Source organism: Cypionkella aquatica (genome assembly GCF_030161095.1).
GTDB lineage: Bacteria > Pseudomonadota > Alphaproteobacteria > Rhodobacterales > Rhodobacteraceae > Cypionkella > Cypionkella aquatica.
The window spans coordinates 293,644-313,765 of sequence record NZ_BSPP01000011.1 but is presented as its reverse complement, the minus strand read 5'-3'; the positions used below and the strand labels follow the sequence as shown (position 1 = coordinate 313,765).

Annotated in this window: 20 protein-coding genes and 1 tRNA gene; 5 read left to right on the top strand and 16 right to left on the bottom strand. The window is 62.0% G+C overall.

Annotated features, from left to right (window positions below):
- Positions 1–3: 3 nt before the first annotated feature.
- The 8 genes from QQJ98_RS16925 to QQJ98_RS16890 all read right to left on the bottom strand — a co-directional run bounded on the left by QQJ98_RS16925 (position 4) and on the right by QQJ98_RS16890 (position 6,537).
- Positions 4–1,692, bottom strand: coding sequence for a DEAD/DEAH box helicase (locus tag QQJ98_RS16925; protein WP_284326542.1), 1,689 nt, complete (start codon positions 1,690–1,692; stop codon positions 4–6).
- A gap of 13 nt (positions 1,693–1,705) precedes the next feature.
- The gene (locus QQJ98_RS16920; protein ID WP_284326541.1) at positions 1,706–2,326 is read right to left on the bottom strand and encodes a hypothetical protein; all 621 of its coding nucleotides are present in this window, start codon (positions 2,324–2,326) and stop codon (positions 1,706–1,708) included.
- A gap of 13 nt (positions 2,327–2,339) precedes the next feature.
- Positions 2,340–3,230, bottom strand: a complete 891-nt coding sequence (locus tag QQJ98_RS16915; RefSeq protein WP_284326540.1) for an ATP-binding protein — start codon at positions 3,228–3,230, stop codon at positions 2,340–2,342.
- Complete coding sequence (locus QQJ98_RS16910; protein ID WP_284326539.1) at positions 3,230–3,526, bottom strand: hypothetical protein; 297 nt, start codon at positions 3,524–3,526, stop codon at positions 3,230–3,232. Before QQJ98_RS16910 ends, QQJ98_RS16915 begins: the two co-directional genes overlap by 1 nt.
- Positions 3,523–4,011, bottom strand: a complete 489-nt coding sequence (locus QQJ98_RS16905; RefSeq protein ID WP_284326538.1) for a hypothetical protein — start codon at positions 4,009–4,011, stop codon at positions 3,523–3,525. Before QQJ98_RS16905 ends, QQJ98_RS16910 begins: the two co-directional genes overlap by 4 nt.
- Positions 4,012–4,021: 10 nt before the next feature.
- Positions 4,022–4,231: a helix-turn-helix transcriptional regulator gene (locus tag QQJ98_RS16900; RefSeq protein WP_284326537.1), complete on the bottom strand. Its 210-nt coding sequence runs from the start codon at positions 4,229–4,231 to the stop codon at positions 4,022–4,024.
- A 160-nt stretch (positions 4,232–4,391) separates the two neighbouring features.
- Positions 4,392–5,336 (bottom strand): hypothetical protein, encoded by a 945-nt coding sequence (locus QQJ98_RS16895; RefSeq protein ID WP_284326536.1) that lies wholly within the window; start codon positions 5,334–5,336, stop codon positions 4,392–4,394.
- On the bottom strand, positions 5,311–6,537 hold the full coding sequence (locus QQJ98_RS16890; RefSeq protein ID WP_284326535.1) for a hypothetical protein: 1,227 nt from the start codon (positions 6,535–6,537) through the stop codon (positions 5,311–5,313). The genes QQJ98_RS16895 and QQJ98_RS16890 overlap by 26 nt, the downstream gene beginning before the upstream one ends.
- Before the next feature lie 158 nt (positions 6,538–6,695).
- Between QQJ98_RS16890 and QQJ98_RS16885 the strand changes: the two genes are divergently transcribed.
- From QQJ98_RS16885 to QQJ98_RS16865, 5 genes are all read left to right on the top strand, one after another.
- Positions 6,696–7,016: a helix-turn-helix domain-containing protein gene (locus QQJ98_RS16885; protein ID WP_284326534.1), complete on the top strand. Its 321-nt coding sequence runs from the start codon at positions 6,696–6,698 to the stop codon at positions 7,014–7,016.
- On the top strand, positions 7,013–7,930 hold the full coding sequence (locus QQJ98_RS16880; protein ID WP_284326533.1) for an ImmA/IrrE family metallo-endopeptidase: 918 nt from the start codon (positions 7,013–7,015) through the stop codon (positions 7,928–7,930). The genes QQJ98_RS16885 and QQJ98_RS16880 overlap by 4 nt, the downstream gene beginning before the upstream one ends.
- Positions 7,931–8,378: 448 nt before the next feature.
- Positions 8,379–8,828: a DUF2924 domain-containing protein gene (locus QQJ98_RS16875; protein WP_284326532.1), complete on the top strand. Its 450-nt coding sequence runs from the start codon at positions 8,379–8,381 to the stop codon at positions 8,826–8,828.
- Complete coding sequence (locus QQJ98_RS16870) at positions 8,828–10,153, top strand: recombinase family protein (protein ID WP_431307834.1); 1,326 nt, start codon at positions 8,828–8,830, stop codon at positions 10,151–10,153. The genes QQJ98_RS16875 and QQJ98_RS16870 overlap by 1 nt, the downstream gene beginning before the upstream one ends.
- Positions 10,150–10,533 (top strand): hypothetical protein, encoded by a 384-nt coding sequence (locus QQJ98_RS16865; protein ID WP_284326530.1) that lies wholly within the window; start codon positions 10,150–10,152, stop codon positions 10,531–10,533. Before QQJ98_RS16870 ends, QQJ98_RS16865 begins: the two co-directional genes overlap by 4 nt.
- A 3-nt stretch (positions 10,534–10,536) precedes the next feature.
- Here the strand turns inward: QQJ98_RS16865 and QQJ98_RS16860 are convergent, their stop codons facing one another.
- The 8 genes from QQJ98_RS16860 to QQJ98_RS16825 form a co-directional block, all read right to left on the bottom strand.
- Positions 10,537–11,370, bottom strand: coding sequence for a protein NO VEIN domain-containing protein (locus QQJ98_RS16860; protein ID WP_284326529.1), 834 nt, complete (start codon positions 11,368–11,370; stop codon positions 10,537–10,539).
- A gap of 337 nt (positions 11,371–11,707) precedes the next feature.
- Positions 11,708–11,797: transfer RNA gene (locus QQJ98_RS16855), tRNA-Ser, on the bottom strand.
- Positions 11,798–11,884: 87 nt separating this feature from the next.
- Positions 11,885–12,607, bottom strand: a complete 723-nt coding sequence (locus QQJ98_RS16850) for an alanyl-tRNA editing protein (protein ID WP_284326528.1) — start codon at positions 12,605–12,607, stop codon at positions 11,885–11,887.
- The gene (locus tag QQJ98_RS16845) at positions 12,604–15,126 is read right to left on the bottom strand and encodes a DUF3772 domain-containing protein (protein WP_284326527.1); all 2,523 of its coding nucleotides are present in this window, start codon (positions 15,124–15,126) and stop codon (positions 12,604–12,606) included. Before QQJ98_RS16845 ends, QQJ98_RS16850 begins: the two co-directional genes overlap by 4 nt.
- On the bottom strand, positions 15,123–16,157 hold the full coding sequence (locus QQJ98_RS16840; protein WP_284326526.1) for a cysteine synthase A: 1,035 nt from the start codon (positions 16,155–16,157) through the stop codon (positions 15,123–15,125). The genes QQJ98_RS16845 and QQJ98_RS16840 overlap by 4 nt, the downstream gene beginning before the upstream one ends.
- 462 nt (positions 16,158–16,619) lie before the next feature.
- Positions 16,620–18,005: an aspartate aminotransferase family protein gene (locus QQJ98_RS16835; RefSeq protein WP_284326525.1), complete on the bottom strand. Its 1,386-nt coding sequence runs from the start codon at positions 18,003–18,005 to the stop codon at positions 16,620–16,622.
- 123 nt (positions 18,006–18,128) lie between these two features.
- The gene (locus tag QQJ98_RS16830) at positions 18,129–18,782 is read right to left on the bottom strand and encodes a GntR family transcriptional regulator (RefSeq protein ID WP_284326524.1); all 654 of its coding nucleotides are present in this window, start codon (positions 18,780–18,782) and stop codon (positions 18,129–18,131) included.
- 198 nt (positions 18,783–18,980) lie between these two features.
- Positions 18,981–20,114 carry a Gfo/Idh/MocA family protein gene (locus QQJ98_RS16825; RefSeq protein WP_284326523.1) on the bottom strand — a complete coding sequence of 378 codons (1,134 nt, stop codon included), beginning with the start codon at positions 20,112–20,114 and terminating at the stop codon, positions 18,981–18,983.
- Positions 20,115–20,122: the final 8 nt, after the last annotated feature.

The following is a 20,122-nucleotide window of genomic DNA, read 5'->3' as shown; positions in this document are numbered from 1 at the left end:
GGGTCATGCCGCCCTCCGTTCGGGGCTGGCAGCGCCGTCGATCAACTGGCGGATGGCGCGCTTGTTGAAGCCAAAGGTCATCAGCGCGGAGGCGCGGTAGCGCGTCAGGCCGAAGTCATGGCGGCACTCGGGCGGCAGGTACTGAAGCTGCTTTTCGGTCGGCGGCTGACGCAGCCAGGAGCGGGTCTTGAAGGCGCTCTCGTCAGTCTCGTGCGTGTTCAGCCAGTCGTCGGCCTGCGCGAGGCAGACCGTGCGCTCGCCCACGCCCAGCAGATGCGGGCGCTCGCCCTTCGCCCCGCCGATGGCGTACCAGACCCCGTCCAGCCAGAAGATGCCGCCCCAGGCGGTGAAGCCCGTGGCCATCATCGCGTCGTCCGTGCCGTAGAGGTCGACCCACGCGAAGCTGGACCGCTTCAGCAGGTCGATCTCGGTCATCATGAAGCCCGAGAGCGGCGCGGCGGCCCCGCCTTCGCCCGCATCCAGATCCTCGCGCGGGAACGCCTCGCCACAGAGCGGGCATTCGGTGGCGGCCAGCGGGATCTCCGCCTCGCAGGCAGGACAGGTCTTGGTCGGCGCCTCGCCGGTCTCGGTCTTGCCATCGAGATCGACATCCTGTTCCAGCGTGCCGTGGATCAGGCTCGACGTCCCGAAATCCAGCACGACGCAGTCGGTTTTCACGATGCCGGGGTGTTCCTCGGGGTCGACGGTGCGCAGCCCGCGCCCGACCATCTGGATCATGGTGGACTTGAAGGAGCTGGGCCGCAGCAGCACGACGCAGGAGGTGGGCGGATGGTCCCAGCCCTCGGTCAGCACCGCCACGTTGACCACGACGCGAATATCGCCCGCCGCGTAGTCGGCGAGGATCGCCTTGCGGGTCTCGGCCGCCAGGTCGCCGTGGATCAGCGCTGCGGGAACGCCCGCTGCCCTGAATGCATCGGTGACGTGTTCGGCGTGGGCGACGGTGGAGCAGAACACCACGGTCTGCCGGTCGCCTGCTTTTTCCTTCCAGTGGCGGATCACCTCGTCGGTGACGGGGGCGCGGTCCATGATGCCCGCGACCTCCGCCATGTCGAAATCCGACATGGTCTTGCGGACCGAACGCAGCTCGTCCTGGACACCGACATCGATGACGAAGGTGCGTGGCGGCACCAGATGGCCCGAGGCGATCAGCTCGCCCAGTCGCACCTGGTCGGCCACGTTGTCGAAAACCTCGCGCAGGCCCTTCTTGTCGCCCCGGTTCGGCGTCGCCGTGACCCCGAAGATGCGGGCGTCAGGATTGGACTCGCGCACGCGGTCGATGATGCGGCGGTAGCTGTCGGCGACGGCATGGTGCGCCTCGTCGATCACCAGCAAGTCAAGGCGCGGCATGTCGGCGAGATTCGATGTCCGTGCCAGCGTCGGCACCATGGCGAAGACGACTTGGCCGCCCCAGGATTTTTCGGTGGCGTCGATGACCGAGGTTGAAATCCCGGGTACCACCCGCTGGAACTTGGCGCGGTTCTGCGCGGTCAGCTCGTCGCGATGCGCCAGCACGCAGGCTTTGGCACCATCGCCGATCATCTCGCCGGTGACCGCCGACAGCATGATGGTCTTGCCCGCGCCAGTGGGTGCCACACCCAGCGTGTTGCCGCGGGAAGCGAGCGCAGCCACACTGCGCTCGACGAAGGCCTTCTGGCGGGGGCGCAGGCGCATGGCCGATCCCCCCTTACTGGGCCCAGCTCGGCCGCCCGGCATTGCCGGGGGCGGAAGCGGGCTGGCTGGGACGGGTGGTGGCCGTCTGCTGCGGGGCATAGCCCTGCGGGGCGGCGGTGCCGATCGGCAAGGCGGCCGTCCCCATCAGGGCGGCATAGTCGCGGTGGTCCGGCGTGACAGCGCCCCGCACTTCGTTCTTATCATCGCCATTGGTGTCCTGGCCGATGTCGATCCGGGCAACGAATTCCAAGCCATCCAGATCGCCGAACCCGTTGATGCGGCGGCGGGCCTGCGCTTCGGGCGAGTTGTCCTTGTCGGAAATCCCGCGCGCCGAGTTCAGGATGGCGCGGATCAGGCTGCGGCCCATGTTGGCCCAGTCCGGGCCCTTCGGGCTGTAGAGGCCGATCAGCGACCAGATCTTGCGGCGCGCATAGGGCCCGTCGACGACCGTGTATTCGGCGTCGAGATAAACCGCACCGGTCGCGGCGCGCTTGGCGAAACCGCCAGTCCAGCCCTGCGACGGATCATCGAAGCCGCCGGGGCGAATGGTCAGGCGCACCTTGGCCAGCGTGCCTTTGGGGATGACGTTGGAGTTGGATTGGGCGGAGTTGAAGTCGTTCCAGATACCGGACATGGCACGGTTCCTTTCAGTTGGAGTTGGTGGAAGGGGTGATTTCTGCCGACGATGCGGCAGGGTCGGCCGAGGCGACGGCCGGATAACTCAGGCGCTCCGATGCCGGGCGGATCGGGCTTTGGATTTTGGCCATCAGCCGCCCGAGGTGCGTTTCCTCGATCAAGGCCAGACGCCCCGAACGATCCTTGGCGGGGTAGCCCCAAGGGTTCAGCGTCTGGCAGACGAAGGTGCGCTGGGGTTGGCCATTGGCATCGGCGATGTCGGCCATCGTGATGACCTGATCGACAATCCCGGGCAGCTCGAGGCCAGTCTTGCTGCCATCGATCTGCGGCTGGAAGACCTTGCGATTGAAGTCGTCCAGCTTCTCGTCGAGGATGCCCACGAACCAGACATGCTTGCCGCGCGCATGCTGCAGGTGGGTCAACCACCCGATCATCTCGCGGCCATGGAGCCCGTAGGCCCCCCGGATGTCCGGCTTGCCGGTTTTGTCCGAGAAGGCTTCGGGCTGCCCCCGGCACCACTGAAAGCAAAGCCGCCCCGCCACAGTGATGCTGTCGATGAAGATCGTCTCGTAGCGCTCCACCACCGCCGGATCGCCGAACCGGCCGCAGACCTCGTCGAAATGCGCCTGGCTGTAGGGCTGGTCTTCGCGCAGTGCCGGGTTCGGCCCGCCGATGAACACCGCGAAATCGCGGCATTCTTTCCATGTGCGGGGCCGCAGCGTGTCGCCGTTCCAGCCCTCGACCGCCAGATCCCCGGCTTCGAGATCCATGAACAAGGTGGTCGAGGCGTTCAGCGTCCACAGGAGGCTGGTCTTGCCGATGCCCGACCGGCCAAAGATGCAGCCCTTGATGCCTTTGCGTTGCGTCAGCCGTTCGTCGGCGCTGATGATCGGGAGGGCCATTATTTGCCCCCCTTCGCTGCGATCAACGCATCGCCAGCGATGTCTGCGCCCCGAGCGCCGACTTTGCGCGCTTCGTCCTGCAAGGTCCGCAAAGCATCGATCTCGCGGTAAAGAACCGAGGACTGTTCGTTCAGTGCGATGAGCGCGAAGGCCAGATCGTCCACAGTCGCGGTTTCGATCGGCTTGACCGTCTCCTCGCGGCGGTTGCCCAACGCGGGGATCCGGACGGTTTCTGGCAGCTTCTCGAGGCCATAATGGCGCGCGCGCAGCTGGCCCATTTTCCTCTGGCCGATCATTTCGTCACCTCGTCGTTCAGGGAAAGGCGGAAGCGCTGCTTGCCGGTCCGCACCGTGCGCGCGCCCTCGAACGCCATGCGGATATGCGCGGGCCAAGCGGAGTACTTGCGCTCGGCAACATCAAAGGAGATGTCGACGTACTCCGTGGGATCGTCGCCATCCGCCTTGATGCGCTCGACAAGGGACGCGACCTGCGCCTGGTCCCAATCGACCCGCTTGGGCAGTTCAGCGACCACGGTCACGGCGCCATCGGCGAAGCGGATCGTGCCGGTGTCTTTGCCATCGGCATTGCGCGCAGCATTGGCCCGGTCGCCGTACTTCAGCGCGATCGCCCCATCGAGCCAGTCGCAGAGGCCCTTTGCGGTGCGCAGTTGGTCTTCGGCTTCCAGACGCAGAGGGGCGAGTTCTTCGCCCGAAAGTGCGGCGATGGCGCCGACCTGCATGCCGCGCAGGTCATTGAGGGTGATGCGATTGGGGATGTTCATGACCGACCCCTCACGCCGACAACGGGCGATGGGGTTCGTGGTCCGAGCCGCGGATCTGCTCCGCCTCGAAAGCCTCGACATCTTCGAGGCGATAGATCACCCGCCCGCCGAGTTTGATGAACTTCGGGCCTTCGCCCGTCCACCGCCAACGCTCCAGCGTGCGGTGTGAAATGTTCCAGCGAGCCGCCAGCTCGATCTGGGACAGATGTCTTAGCGCCATGTGAACCTCCTTCGGATTTGTGCGAACACTTGCGGGTTCAACATGGCCGACGGGGTGGTAGGGCTCAGGGAGGCGGACGGTAGGGCACCCGGTAGGAAAGCGACAAAAAGCAAAAGGCCGCCCCGAAGGCGGCCTTTGTCATCGCGTGCTTTTGCTCGGATCAGGGCTCGATCCAGCAGTTTCCATCAGCGTACTTGATGAATGAACGCCAGTCGTCACGGCCGCTGAAGACCTTTGCTAGGGCGTTCGTGCCATCCTTGTAACCGGCTTCAAACAGAACGGCGGCTGTCCGACATACGGGCGAACCGGACCAGTACGGATCGAACAACAGGCCCAACAGCTGCCGCTGCTTGTCGCTGCGGAAGGTGATTGTCTCACCTCTCAGCCAGATGATCCCGTAATCGTCCGAGTGATCGATTGGGAACCGACGCTGGACCTGACCGGGGAAGATCAGCGCTCCCAGAACTTGAGGCGAGATCGCGAGCTTGCTGGTCCCTATTACGTCTGCAGCGCTGATGACGTGATTGCGCTTCTGGGTGTTGACCGAAATACGATCGCCCGGCGTCGATGTCAGGATGACGCGGACTTCCTCTGGCGGCCTGCGCGCTAGCAGTCCGTCGAGCTGTGCCCATACCGCAGGGTCGCTGAGCCGCCGCGAAAACCAGACCGGCACGGGGGCTTTCGTTCCGGAAAGCTTGATAGTGCCGACATCCCAGACAAGATCGGCGATCAAAGGTGCCGGGCGCGGTGGCCCGGCCCGCTCGAACGCGACCAGCATCCTGGCAAGCGCCAGCCCGTAGTCGACCCTGCACGCCGAGATCTCCTGATTGTCGACTTTGATCCAGCGGCCTGTGCTGTCGTGGTAGCCAAATGACTTTTGCTCGGGCGACCAGGTGGCCTCGATAGGCTCATCTTCGTATTCGTCCATCGCAGCGACTACAGGGACGTGGCCGTTCGCCAACAGGAGCTTTGCCTCGATCAGCAGGTCGGTCGCGCGGCGCGAAACCTGTTGCAGTGTTGATGCCTGCAACGACGAGCTGCGGGCTTCCATGGCCCGCAGCAGAAGGTCGATCGCCCGCTTACTCAAGGACGTCGCCATCGTCATTGTCATCTTTCAGGATTCCCCAAAGACGCAGATACTTCTCGCCGATCAAGCGCTCTTGCGGCGTCATGTCCTTCAGATTGCAGCCATGCGGCATAGTCACGGTCAGGGCCAGAGACTTTCCTCGACCGCCCGAGGTGCCGGGATGGAATTTGATGGTGAAGCGTGCGCGGGTAATCACCCATTCCGGCACGTCACCTGCGTGACCGAACAAATGGGCACCGCCCCCGATGTCCAGTCCGATACGGTGTTCCGCCATCTGCCAGATCGTGCGGTCGGCGCCCGACATGGATTCAAGCGTGATACGCTCCTTTGCATCGCCGAGTTCCATCAGACGCAATTCCTTGACGGTCACGCTGGCAATCCCGTCGGCAGGGTCGGTCGGGAAGTCGAACGGCCGCAGCAACATGCTGAGGTCGTATTCGCGCAGCGGCAGCGACTGGTCTTCACCAAGGGTGATCCCGAGCAGATCGCGCGCCATAAACCGGGTCAGATCGATCCGGTCCTCGCGGGTCTTAGCCACGACTTCGATCACGCCAGTCGCAGCTTCATAGGTCAGCGCAGCCTCGAAAACCGGTTTCACGATCCGGCGCGACAAGGTGCTGTTGGAATCGAAGCCCAGCATGTCTTCAGGGCGCCCTTCGCGATATACCGCGACCTGAACGAGCTCGCATTCTTCGCCGTCGAGGATCACACGGTGGCGGTCGAAGATGTCGACATGGACATTGGGCGTCTCAAACCGCACCCGAATTGCCGCCGTAAACGCCGCGACCGAGATCGGGTCGTTCTTCACCTCTAGATCGGCATCGACGCCAAACCCGCTCCAGGACCGCGTCCGACGACGCTCATCGTTGTAGCGGACTTCTTCCGCGAGACGGAACCGATCAGGTTCTTTCAGAAAAACCCACAGCGAACGGTTGTTGGCCCCTTCTAGCGTATCGAAGACAGCACGGTTCACCACAACGTTCTGCAGGGCATTTTGGCCCGGTTCATCAGCCAGTGCCGCTACACGACCCGCATCGAGGACCACCCGCTGCTTTTCGTTGTCGGACATGCCGTCGACGGCCTTAATCAGCGGCTCGACGACGTCCGGCTCGGGCTTGGTCCAGTCGATCGGCGAAAGAGAGGTGAACCCACCGGCAGTGAAGTAATCCTGCAAACGGGTGACGGGGGTCTTGCGGAGGAAGGCGGCAATGGCGGTCATGCGGGGCCCTTTCTTGGCCAGGGGAGGAGGGAATCAGCGCAGCGCGATACGATGGCGTTCGATATATATCGAACAAACCAATACGTCTACTTGCGAAGCACATTTTTGTTCGGCATACCGAACGCGCCTCCTGCAGCCAAGGAATCAAGGATGGAACGATGACCACGTCCCTCGGCGCCAAGATCAAGCGCCACCGTCAGGAAAAGGGATTCTCCCTCGACAAGCTCGCCGACCTTACCGACTCGAGCAAGAGCTACATCTGGGAACTCGAGAACCGCGATACACGCAAGCCGTCAGGCGAGAAGTTGACTCGCATCGCCCAAGCACTCGAGGTAACGACCGATTACCTCCTCGATGACAGTGAAGAGCCCGGCAACGAGGTCTTGAAGGAGGCCTTCTTCCGCAAGTTCAGCAAGCTCGCCCCCGACGATCAGGCCAAGATCAACCAGATGATCGACATGTGGGGGAAAAAGGATTGAACCTTCCTGCGACGCCACAGAGTTGGGCCAATCGCCTGACCAAGATCCTGTCGTTGCATCAGGCAGCGCATGGACTACCCCGCTTTCCGGTCGATGTGGCAGCGCTGGCGCAGGACTTCTCACGGCAGGTCTTTCCTGACGCCCCGATCACGATGGTCGGCGGGCTAAATCTCTCCAAAGGTGTCGAGGGCATGTTGATGCCGCGCCCGGGTGGATCAGGTGAATGGGGCATCATTTACAACGAAACCATCCGGTCCGTGGGGCGGCGCAACTTCACGCTTGCGCATGAACTGGGCCACTACCTGCTCCACAGACGTGCTCATCCCGGCGGCCTAGAATGCACCAACCGCAACATGGCTGATTGGGATGAGGCACGGAACAAGATCGAGGGTGAGGCTAACACCTTCGCCTCCTACTTGCTGATGCCGCTCGACGATTTCCGCGCGCAGATCAAGGGACGGGTCATCGACATCGACGTGATGACCGAGTTGTCGGACCGCTATGCAGTGTCGCTAACCGCGGCGATCCTGAAATGGATGACCATCACCGACAAGCGCGCCATGATCGTGGTTGGCAAGGAAGGCTTCATCGACTGGGCGTGGTCCAGCGAACCGTTGCTGAAATCCGGCGTCTTCTACCGGGCGCGACAGTCGGTGCTCGAGCTGCCAGCTGGCTCCCTGGCTGCGCAAGAAGTGGATGGGGACTCCGGTCGCCACGGCCACCAACATCCGGCGGGCGTCTGGGCAGGTTCCGAGCCGGTGCGCGAAATGACCGTGTTCTCGCCCGGCAACGAGATGTCGATTTCACTGCTGCTCTATCCCGACCGTGCCCCGTCGCGATGGGAGTTGGCTGAACTCGAGGAAGAACCCACCCTCGACACCTTCGACAAGTTCATGAGCGGCAACGCAGGTTGATTCGCGGCCCAGCGCCTCATTGACAGCCTTTGAGACGAAGGAGCGCGTGCGCAGATTTGCGCGCTGCTTCTCATGAGCCGCGACTGTCCACAAGATATTGAAAGACTTGTGTTTTTCGGATTTCGCGATACCTTTTGACCATCATCCCAATCGCGAAAAGTCGCCATGTTACCTACATCAGAAGGCCCGATCTCGGGGCCCAACCCCCTATGCCCCGACCGGATGTCGGCCGAGGCGCGCCTCGCGGAAATCGGCCGCATCCTGGCCGCTGGCGTCGTTCGCCTGAACGCTGCTCAGCCCAGTGATTTATCTGCCAACGGCGGAGACAGTTTCGTGGACTTCTTGCCCCGAAAGAGCGGTGGTCGTCGTGCGAAACGTATCCGCATCGGAGGAATTTATGAAGCGAAACAATAAGATATCTCCCTCGAAACCAAGCCAAGGTCCACGCTTGGATCAAACGGTTCTGTCGCGCCTGGCCGCGTTGAAAGCCATGTCCGTGAAGGAGCTGAAAGTCGAATGGGAAAAGCTGATCGGCACCGCCGCCCCGAATAATAGCCGAGCGTTTCTGGAGCTTCGGATCGCGTATCGGCTGCAGGAGCTGACCTACGGCGGCCCCGATCGCGACACCCGCCGCATGCTGGAACTGCTGGCCGACGAGGTCGAAGGGCACAATCGACGCAAGCACCAGATCGCGGATCCCCGTAATCCCGTGGCGGGCACGAAACTTCTGCGCAAATGGGATGGCATCGAGCACACCGTCACTGTGCTGAAGGACGGCTTCGACTGGAAGGGTCGCAGGTTCAAATCGCTCTCGGCCGTGGCGCGTGAAATCACCGGCACCCGCTGGAACGGATACCGCTTCTTCGGGCTGCGCGAGCGCATGCAGGAGGGGGCATGATGGACAACAACGCCCGCGCAAACCGCCGCCTGCGCTGCGCCATCTACACCCGCAAGTCGAGCGAGGAAGGGCTCGACATGGAATTCAACAGCCTCGATGCGCAGAGAGAGGCCTGCGAAGCCTATATCGCCAGCCAAAAATCCGAGGGATGGGTCGCCACGCGCGAACGCTATGACGATGGCGGGTTCTCGGGGGGCAATCTGGACCGCCCCGGCCTGAAGCAGTTGCTGACAGACATCGACGATGGGCTGATCGACGTCGTGGTGGTCTACAAGATCGACCGCCTGTCGCGCTCGCTGATGGATTTTTCCAAGCTGGTCGAGGTGTTCGACCGAAACGGGGTGACCTTCGTCTCGGTGACACAGTCCTTCAACACCACCACCTCAATGGGGCGGTTGACGCTGAATATCCTGCTGTCCTTCGCCCAGTTCGAGCGCGAGGTCATCGGCGAACGCATCCGCGACAAGGTGGCAGCCTCGCGCAAGCGCGGCATCTGGATGGGCGGCTATGTGCCCCTCGGCTACGATGTGCAGGATCGCAAGCTGGTGGTGAACGAGGCAGGGGCTGCCAATGTGCGGCGGATCTTCCAGAGGTTCATTGATCTGGGCTCCGCCACAGTGCTGGCGCGGGAACTGCGTGGCGAGGGTTTCCGCAGCAAGCAGGGCACGCTGATCGACAAGGGCTACCTGTACCGGTTGCTGAACAACAGGGTTTATCGGGGTGAGGCCCTGCACAAGGGCAAGGCCTATCCCGGAGAGCATGACGCCATCATCGACGCGGAAGTTTGGGATAGTGTGCATAGCATCCTGAAGGAAAGCCCCTGCAAGCGGGCCAACAACAGCCGCGCGCAGACGCCAGCGCTCTTGAAGGGGATGATCTTCAGCGAAAATGGTGCCGCCATGACGCCGACCAGCACGAAGAAGGGGGCCAAGCTCTACCGCTACTATGTGTCCATGGACGTGATCCGGAACCGCGAGACCGGCGAGGAGACCGCGCCGCCACGGCTCGCCGCCGGAATGGTCGATGACGCGGTCGTGACCGAAGTTCGGCGCATCCTGCAAACGCCGGAGGTGGTAACGCAGGTGCTGGCGGCCCTGAAACGCGACGGCGGCGGAGCATCTGAGGCGGATGCCATCGCAGCCCTTCACGAGTTCAATGCCCTATGGTCGCAACTCTTCCCGGCCGAGCAGGCGCGGATCATCCAGCTTCTGGTGCGGCGTGTCACGGTAACCAGCGCCGGGCTCGAAGTCGACATTCGGCGCGAAGGCATCGCGGGCGTTATCCGTGAAATGGTCGCGCCGCGCCAGATGGAGGCTGCAGGATGACCAAGCCAGACGATACGATCCGCGTCCTGATCCCCTTAACGGTTCGGAAGAAGAATGGTCGGCCGAAAATCATGCCACCTGCCGACTACCGGCCCAGCGATGACCAGACGCAGGACCCGCACGTTCTCCGCGCCATAGGCCGCGCATGGGGTTGGCGGCGGCGAATGGAGGCTGGCGATTTTGCCACGATCCAGGAACTGGCCGAGGCTATTGGGCTAGCAGAGCGCCACGTCAGCCGACAATTGCGGCTCGCATACCTCGCGCCGGAGGTGTTGAAACGGCTGACCTGCGGGCGTGAGCCGTCAACCGTCACCCTCTACGATCTATGTCGGCTTTCCGGGGAAACATGGCAGGAGCAAACTGAACGAGCGCATGGCTGACCGTCAATGAAAACTCGCCTGAAAAGACATGGCGGTCAGCGATACATGCGCACCGAGCGGCGGGTGCAGTTCGAACGCCTTCGGCTCGCGTGAGAAGTTCCACAGCCGGAACAGGCGCCATTCCGACCGCCGCTCCTCGGCCACGGCCAGTTCATTGCGCGTGATGTGGAAGGGCGTGCGTTCCCAGCCGTTCGTCGTTTTCACCTCGATCAGCCGGGGCAACCCATCCGAGGCGAAACTCGCGATGTCGTAGCCTGCGCCATCGCCGTCCTCCTCCGACACCCAGCGGACCTTTCGCGCCAGATCGTCCCGGCCCGCCGACCTCAAAACCGACCGCTCATGCGCCAGCACACGTTCCTCGCCCGCGCGGCCAAGGGCGCGGTTGCGCTCATCCCGGCCCGCCACGTCGAACTTCTGGGCGATGTGAAGCATCTGCTCCAGCTCTTGTGGCGGCGGATGGTTCGACATGGTAGGCGGCGGACCGATCCAGATCTGCGCCGCTTCTCGCAGACCACCTGCGGGTCGCAAACCAACTTGGCGGCCGAGCCATGCCGGATTCAGTGCCAGCCAACGTGCCACGGCGTCTACCAACGTCATCTGCAAGTTGAAGGCAGGCTTGTAGCCAAGGATCCAGTCCTCGCCGAGCCCCTTGAGCACCGCGCTGATGTTCTGGTGCTTGAACTCGATGGAACTGCGATTGCGGTCGATGCGGGCCTGAAGGTCCCGATTGTGCTCGGCCTTGTTGTAGGGCCGTCCGGCGATATCGTCGGCCAGCATCGCGAAGTAATCCGCGACGATCAGGTCGTTCTCTGCATCCGTCCAGGGCCCGTTCGACATTGCGCCAGGCTATGAGGGCGAAGTTCTGTTGTCATCAAAGACTTCGCACCACTCCGCACAACCACGCCGCCTTCGGGGGTCTCCGTTCGCATCGACAGCGGTCGAACGCGCCTCAACTCCGACGCAATCCGCTTTTGCCAAGTGGCTGAAAATCCATCACCTTTTGAATCCATCTCGATTTTGGTGAAGGGCGTGTGGAAAGAGACGCGGGGCTTTCAGAGACTGACTTCGACCGAAACGCCAGTCTCTGAAAGTCGGACGGCCTCGCTAAACCCCTTTGACATCAAAAGAAAAAAGGCCCCGTCAGGGACCTCATCTCGGGTTTGCGGTGTGCAAGTGGCGGATCGATAGGGATTCGAACCCTAGAGACGGTTCCCCGCCTACACACTTTCCAGGCGTGCGCCTTCGACCACTCGGCCACCGATCCGTTGCGGGTGTTTAGCCTGCAATAATGCGTGGGCGCAAGGGGGGAAACTGGGGTTTTCGGGCGGTATTTGCGGGGATTTGTGGCGGATCAGTCCACCAGCAGCAGGTTTACCCGGCGGTTTTGCTTGCCTTTGTTCTCGATGCGACCGATCTCGACGCGTCCGATCTCGGCGGTGCGAGCGACATGGGTGCCACCGCAGGGCTGCAGGTCGATCTGGGCATCGCCCTGTCCGATCCGCACCAGACGAATCCTGCCCTGCCCCATGGGCGGGCTGACCGACATCGTCTTCACCAATCCCGGATTTGCCAGCAACTCGTCATCGCTGATCCAAGTATCGGTGACGGGAAGATCACGCTCGATCAACAGGTTAAGCGCGATATTCAGGGCCGCCACATCAGTCGGAGGCTCTGGCATGAGGAAATCCAGACGGCCCTTGTCCGCCCCAATCTGCCCGCCGGTCACCGGCAGCGGGATCACCACCGACAACAGATGCAGCGCGGTATGCACCCGCATATGGCGATGACGGCGCTGCCAATCCAGCCGCTGTAGCACCTGACTGCCGACAGGCGGCAGCGCGCTTGCTTCGGCGGGCACCAAGGCGATCAAGCCGCCCTCGACCTTCACCGCCGTCGCAATCGGCAGTCGCGCGCCGGGCCAGATCAGCCAGCCATTGTCACCGGGCTGCCCGCCTGCAGTGGCATAAAAGATCGTGGCATCCAGTACGATGCCCCCTTCAGGCGTATGCGCCAGCACCACGGCCTCGGCCTCGCGCAGATAGGCGTCATCGCGAAACAGCAAAGTCGTGCTCATGCGTCAGGGTCTTTCGCTGCAGGGTGCGGGTCGGCATAAGTATCGTCGGCATTGGCATCATCCAGATCGGCACCAAAGACGCTGCGGCTGGATTTTCGCGCCGGCGCCAAGAACGTTTCAACCGCATCAAGATTGGCCTGCTCTTCTGCCAAAGCCTTGAGTTCGGCTTTCGCGTCATCCGCCGCCTTCTTCAAATAGTCGCGGTGGGCGTTCGACATCAGCACACCATCGCTGCCAAAACGCTCGACAATCTGGTGGTTGATCTCGGATCGCACCGCCACCTGAAAATAGATATCGCGCAGGATCAGCCGGATTTCAAAGTTCATCACCTCGCCGGAAAAGCCCATCAGCGCGATCACCGGCGGCGGCGTCAGAATGGCCAAGGGTTGCGCCTCGACGATTGCGCGCAAGATCGCCTCGACCCTACGGCTGTCCGAAGTGAACGGCACAGAGACCGGCAGGGTGATCCGCCCTGACATGTTGAAGCGCGTCCAATTCGTCACCCGACCAGTGATCAGATCAGAGTTCGGCACGATCACATCTGATCGGTCAAAGGTCTGGATCCGCGTCGAGCGCACCGAAATCGCCTGCACGATGCCCTGCGTGGTGCCAACCTCGATCCAGTCACCCTCGGACACCGGACGCTCGACCAGCAGGATGATGCCCGAGACAAAATTCGACACGATGGTTTGCAGGCCAAACCCGATGCCGACCGACAAGGCCGACGCCACCAGTGCCAGACCTGACAGATCAATCCCGGCGGCATTGATCGCCAACAGCGCCGACAGCATCACCCCGGCATAGCCTACGCCCGAGACAATCGCATTCTGCCCACCCTGATCCAGCGAGGTGCGCGGCAGGATCGAGGATTTCAACCCGCCCTGCACCAGTCGCGTCACCGCATAGCTGACCGCAAACACGATGGCGAGGATCAGGAAATTCGTCGGCGAAATCCGCACCCCGCCCAGCGAGACACCACTGCGGAACGAATCCCACAGGTCTAACAGATCAACGACCCGCGCGCCCCAGATCAGCGCCAGCAACGGCATCGCCGCACAGGTGATCACAAACCCCGCCAACACCGGCACCAACGCTTCGCGCTGCGCCTCTGCCGACCGCGACACCGTCACGTAAAGCTCGGCGATAAAGCCCTGCAACACCACCATCACCGCAAACAGCGTCAGCGTGTTGATCGCAGGCCAGATCAGCGCATTGGCCGCCGAGACATAGCCGATCACCCCCAGCACCGGGGCCGCAATTGCAATCGCCGTCACCACCGTGCTGACCCATACGATCAGCTTGGAGCGGAACGCCGCCGCATCCCCATCCTGCCCCGAGGCACTTTGCTGGCGCAAAATCTGCCCCAAGCGAAACAGCGCAATCGCCGCGAAAATCTGCAACGGCGTCTGCACGACCGAAATCGCGGCATCAGTATATTGCGCCACTTCTTGCGCGCGATCCGCAGCAAGCTTGGCCGCACCGCCCAGAAAATCCGCCGCCCGTGGCACGATCCAGACCGTGACCAGGTTGTACAGCGCCACAGCAAGCCCCAGCAGCACCGCTTGCAGACGGCCCTCGGCGCGGCCCTCAGGCCCCATCCCCAAGACGCTTTCCTGCTCGGGATCGCTGGGGAAGATGCGGAAAGCCAGCCAGCGCGTCAGCAGGATCGTCAGCACAAAGCCCGGCAGATTGGCAAAAAGCGACAACACGATCGGGCCAAACAACGAGGCACGCTGCAATGCCAAAGACAGCAGCACCGCCCCCACAACGGGCAAAACCACCTGCCCCAATGACACGAACCCGGTGATCAGATTGCGCCCGCGCATATGGGTCTTGTTCAGCAGCCAGCGGTGCAGGCGCTGCATCCAATGCCCACCACGCACCAGCAAGAACACCGCCAGCAACAACAGCCCTATGATCAATGGCGCATTGTCGCGCAGCTGATCGACGTTCATCGGCCGGGTGAAGCGCCAGCGCGTCTCATCCCACATCCACTGCCCCATCCAGCGGAACATCTTCGCCGCCGCAGGCCAGTTCACCGGATTGGCGACAGAGGGCGACAGCCGCAGCAGCTTGTCTGCCTGCCGCTCGCGGATCAGCTTGTCGATCAGGCCGATTGTGCTGTCGGCCCGCGTCGTAGCCTCGGTCGCCGTCAGCACCGGGGCCTGCAATTTCGACAGGCTTTCAGTCAATGCCGCCCGCCGCGCCGCAATCGCGGGATCCTCAGCCACCCCATCCGCAGGCACCGCGCCAAGCGCTGCGATCTGGCTTTTCACCGTGCTGATCTGATCGGCATTGGCGCTTTGCGCTGCGGTGAATGTCGCGCGCCAACGCACCATTTCAGCCCGCATATTGCCCAAACGCTCGTCATCGACCTGCGCTTGCGCGACCAGCCCCTCGATCTGCGTCGTGGTGGTGTCAAAGGTTTTGTAATCTTCGGCCTTGGGCTGATCCTGCGCAACAGCGGGCGCTGCCAGCACCAGAACCAGCAGGCATGCGCGCAGCAGCGATCCGATCATGCGTCTTCAAACACCGTTGGGATGCTCAAAGGCGCACGGTCCAGCCATTGCGGCACCGGCAAACCCTTTTCCTTCAGGAAGGCCGGGTTATACAGCTTAGACTGATAGCGATTGCCGTAATCGCACAGGATGGTGACGATTGTGTGCCCCGGCCCCATTTCGCGCGCCATCCGCACCGCACCGGCGATGTTGATGCCAGACGATCCGCCGAGACATATCCCTTCATCCTCCAGCATCTCAAACACCAAAGGCAGCGCCTCGGCATCCGGGATACGATAGCTGAAATCGGGTGTGAACCCCTCAAGGTTGGCAGTGATCCGCCCCTGGCCGATGCCTTCGGTGATCGAGCTGCCGGGGGATTCAAACTTGCCGGTGGTATAGAACGCATGCAGCGCTGCGCCTTCCGGGTCGGCCAAGCCGATCTTCACGCCCTTGGGCTGCAGTGCCATGCCAACGCCCGCCAAAGTCCCGCCCGAGCCTACCGCACAGATAAAGCCATCAACCTTGCCATCGGTTTGCTCCCAAATCTCTGGCCCGGTGGTTTCAATATGGCTCAGACGGTTGGCGACATTGTCAAACTGATTGGCCCAGATCGCGCCGTTGGGTTCGGTGCGCGCCAAAGCTTCCGCCAAGCGGCCCGAATAGCGCACATAATTGTTGGGGTTCTTGTAGGGGGCCGCTGGCACCTGCACCAATTCGGCGCCCGCCAGTCGCAGCATGTCCTTTTTCTCTTGGCTCTGCGTCTCGGGAATGACGATCACGGTGCGAAAGCCCATGCTCGCGCCAACCAGCGCAAGGCCAATCCCGGTGTTGCCCGCAGTGCCTTCAACAATCGTGCCGCCGGGCTGCAACTGGCCTTTGGCCACCGCATCGCGGATCATATACAAAGCCGCACGATCTTTCACCGATTGACCGGGGTTCAGGAACTCACATTTGCCCAAAATCGTGCAGCCCGTCAGCTCTGACGCGCGTTTCAGCTTCAAAAGCGGGGTGTTGCCGATCGTGTCAGCCAGATCAGAGTGAATCCGCATGGGGCTTGTCCTTTTTACCGTTGCCAAAGGAATAAGCGAGCGGGCCGGCAAACTCAAGCACAGCCCCACCGAAAAGGAGATCCGCCCAGAACACCCCGACCCGCCCCGAACCCCATCCCGACAATCGCAGGGCAAGCCAAACAATCCCCGGCTTGCGGCTTTCAGACTGGCCCAAATATCCCCGCCGGAGGCTTCAAGCTCACCGCAAACGCCAAAGCCCCAGAACATGGCCCTGAATGGCCACCCCGCGCTCGATTTTTGCGAAAAACCATGCCCGCATCTGCCAACCGCGCCGCAGTTGCAAACCCACCTCAATCCTTAACAAATCCTAAAGGGAAAAAATCAACCCATTGATCTCAAATCATAATCCAAACGGTCCCAACTCGGGACCGATGAAAAAAGGGCAGAGCCTTACAGCCCCGCCCCGATTTTTCTTAAAGATCGCCCTGACCGAACCGGGCCTTATTTGAACAAGCCATCGCCCTTCAGGCCGACATAACATTCATCAATCGACACCCAAGCCCGCTCGATCAGAACGTCGATTTCTTCCAGCGTGATCACCAGCGGAGGCGAAATAATCATCCGATCCCCAACATGCCGCATGATCAGATTGTTGGCAAAACACCGCTCGCGACAGCGATAGCCCACCGTCCCCACATCCGAAGAAAACTTCGCCCGCGCCGCCTTGTTGGGCGTCAAAGCGATGGATCCCATCAACCCCACCAGCTGCGCATCCCCCACCATCGGATGCTCCATCAACCCAGCCCATTTCTTGGCCAGATAAGGATGCGCCACATCGCGGACATGCGCGACGATGTTTTCTTCCTGCATGATCCGCAGGTTCTCCAGCGCCACCGCAGCCGCCACCGGATGCCCGGAATAGGTGTAGCCGTGATTGAACTCATCCGAGCCAATCACCGCCGCAACTTCATCACAGACGATAGATCCGCCAATCGGCTGATACCCCGACGACAAGCCTTTTGCGATGGTCATGATATGCGGCTTGATCCCGAAGCTTTGCGAGCCGAACCAATTCCCGGTCCGACCAAACCCGGTGATCACCTCATCCGCGATCAGCAGAATCCCGTATTTATCAACGATACGCTGAATCTCGGGCCAGTAGCTGCTTGGCGGCACAATCACCCCGCCCGCCCCCTGCACCGGCTCGCCGATGAACGCCGCGACATTCTCAACGCCGAGGTTGAGGATCATGGCCTCCAACTCTTGCGCCCGCGCCAGCCCGAACGCCTCGGGCGTCATATCGCCGCCCTGCGCCCAATAGTTCGGCTCGCCAATATGCACCACACCGGCGATCTTGCCGCCATGTGCATGGATGCCCGACATGCCGCCCAAAGACCCGCCGCCGATGGTCGAGCCATGATAGCCATTTGTCCGCGCGATGATGATGCGCTTTTCCGGCTGGCCCTTCGCATCCCAATAGCGCCGCACCAGACGGATATTGGTGTCGTTGGCTTCCGAGCCTGAACCCGCAAAGAACACATGGTTCATGCCTTCCGGCGCCAACTCGGCGATCTTGGCGGCCAAAGCGATCGCGGGCACATGGCTGGTTTGGAAAAACGTGTTGTAATAGGCCAACTCGTCCATCTGCCGCTTGGCGACATCGCCCAATTCGGTGCGGCCATAGCCGATATTGACGCACCACAGCCCTGCCATCCCATCAATGATCTTGTTGCCCTCGGAATCGGTCAGCCAGACGCCCTTGCCTTGGGTCATGATCCGCGCGCCCTTGCTGCCCAATGCAGTATTAGCAGTGAACGGGTGCATATGGTGAGCCGCATCCAGCGCCTGCAGTTCAGCCGTCGGCATATGATTGGTGATTTTGTTCATCGCATGACCCCTTGATTGGCACAGGCCAAGCCCCGAATCCGGGCGGCCTTTGGGTCAGGATATGATCAAACTTCCGCGCGTTCAAGGAATTTGATCAAATTATGCAGCTGCGCGTTGCGTCGCTCAGATCTCGCCGCGCTGCAAGGCCGCGCGCACCTGCTCGACCCCCTGCGCGATATCGCGCTGCATCGCGGCGGACAGGCCAAGCGCATCGCCCGCCCGCATCGCCGCCAAAGCTTCCTTGTGGCTGTCTGGCAGGCTGGTCGCACCGGATTGGCTGGACACCACCCGCAAACTTGGCCCAAACCGCAGCCAAAGCGAGCGCGCCATATCCAACAGCACCCCCGCCCCCGCGGCCTCGTACAAAGCGAAATGGAAAGCGTGATTGCTTTGCAGATAGCCCGAGACATCATCCGCCCGGATCGCCGCATCAACCAAGCTATCCAATGCCTCCAGCCGCGCGATCAATGCAGGTGTGACAACAGCAAGCCCCGCCAGATGCGGCTCAATCGTCAGTCGCGCAAATGCCACTTGATCGAGGTCTGTCGCACTCAACCGGGGCACAGTTACCCGCCGATTGCCCTGCGGCAGCAAAGCCCCTTCGGCCGCCAGCCGCCGAATGGCCTCGCGCACCGGCGTCATGCCTGCTCCCAAGCCCGCCGTCAGCCCCTGAATCGTCACCGGCTGACCCGGCTCTAACACGCCAAACAGGATCATGTCGCGCAGGCGGGTGTAGGTGACCTCATGGGTCGGAATTTTACGGGCGTCTTCGGTCATGCGGCCTGTACTCATTAGCTCTGAGCGCCGTTTATGACGGCAATGGCCTGCGTTGCAAGCCCGGCGTTTGCTCCAGCGCCGCGTGATCGCTGAACTGGACAAAATCAACACGACGCAGCCGCTTTGGATCAAGCTTTCTGCAGATTTGCCCACGGGCAAAGGGGGCTCCGGGGGGGACGCTTCCCCCCCGGCCTTTGCCTATTTCAACAATGCCCGCGCCTGATCCGGCCCCAAAGCCGCAGGGCGGGTGCAGGTGGTGGTCAGCGTGATGAACTCACCCGTCTCGCCCGAGCGCAGCGCCGCCGTCATCACATCCACCCCGTGCAGCGTCCGTTCCAACGAGCAGCGCGCATCGCGCCCCTCGGTGATCGCCAGCACCATATCCGCCATCCCTGCAGTGCGATAATTCGCCAGATCTTCGCCGTGATGACCCTTTTGGTTGATGATGCCGAAGGGGTGATCCCACGGTGCCACATCTTGCACCACGCCATCGCGCCCCGCGATCTGCAGCGGCCCGCCAAAGAAATTCGGATCGGGGACGTAAAGCGTGCCTTCGGTGCCATAGAGCTCGAAATGGTTGCGCTTGTGGTGCCAGACATCCCACGAGGCCGAGAAACTGATGGTGGCCCCAGAGTGAAATTCCAGCAAAGCCTGAATGTTAGACGGGGTTTTCACCGCAATCTCTTGCCCCGCCCGATCGCCTGAACCGATAACCCGCGCCGGAGTGGCCGAGGATGTCAGCGCCCCGACCCTGCGCACGGGGCCAAGCAGGTTGATCAGATTGGCGATGTAATACGGCCCCATATCCATGATCGGCCCGGCACCGGGCAGATAGAAAAACTCCGGGCTGGGGTGCCAGCTTTCCGGGCCATGGCCTTGGATCGCCGCACAGCCGGTGGTGATCGCGCCCAGCTTGCCTTCGTCAATCAAGGCGCGGGCTTGCTGATGCGTGCCACCAAGAAAGGTATCCGGGGCGCAGCCAACAGCAAGGCCCTTGCTGGCCGCCAGATCACGCAACGCGACACCTTCCGCCAGCGTCAGCACCAAAGGCTTTTCCGAATAGGCGTGCTTGCCGGCCTCAAGTATCCGCCGCGTCACGCCGTAATGCGCGTCTGGAATGGTCAGGTTGATCACCACATCCACCGCAGGATTGGCCAGCAGATCATCGACCGATTGAGCAGCCACGCCAAACTCTGCCCCGCGCGCCTGCGCGGCTGCCATGTTCATGTCGGCGACGCTGCGCACCTCCAGCCCTTTGAACATCGGTGCCAGCCGCAGATAAGAGGTCGAGATATTGCCGCATCCGATGATGCCGATTCCCAAATTTGCCATGATATTTC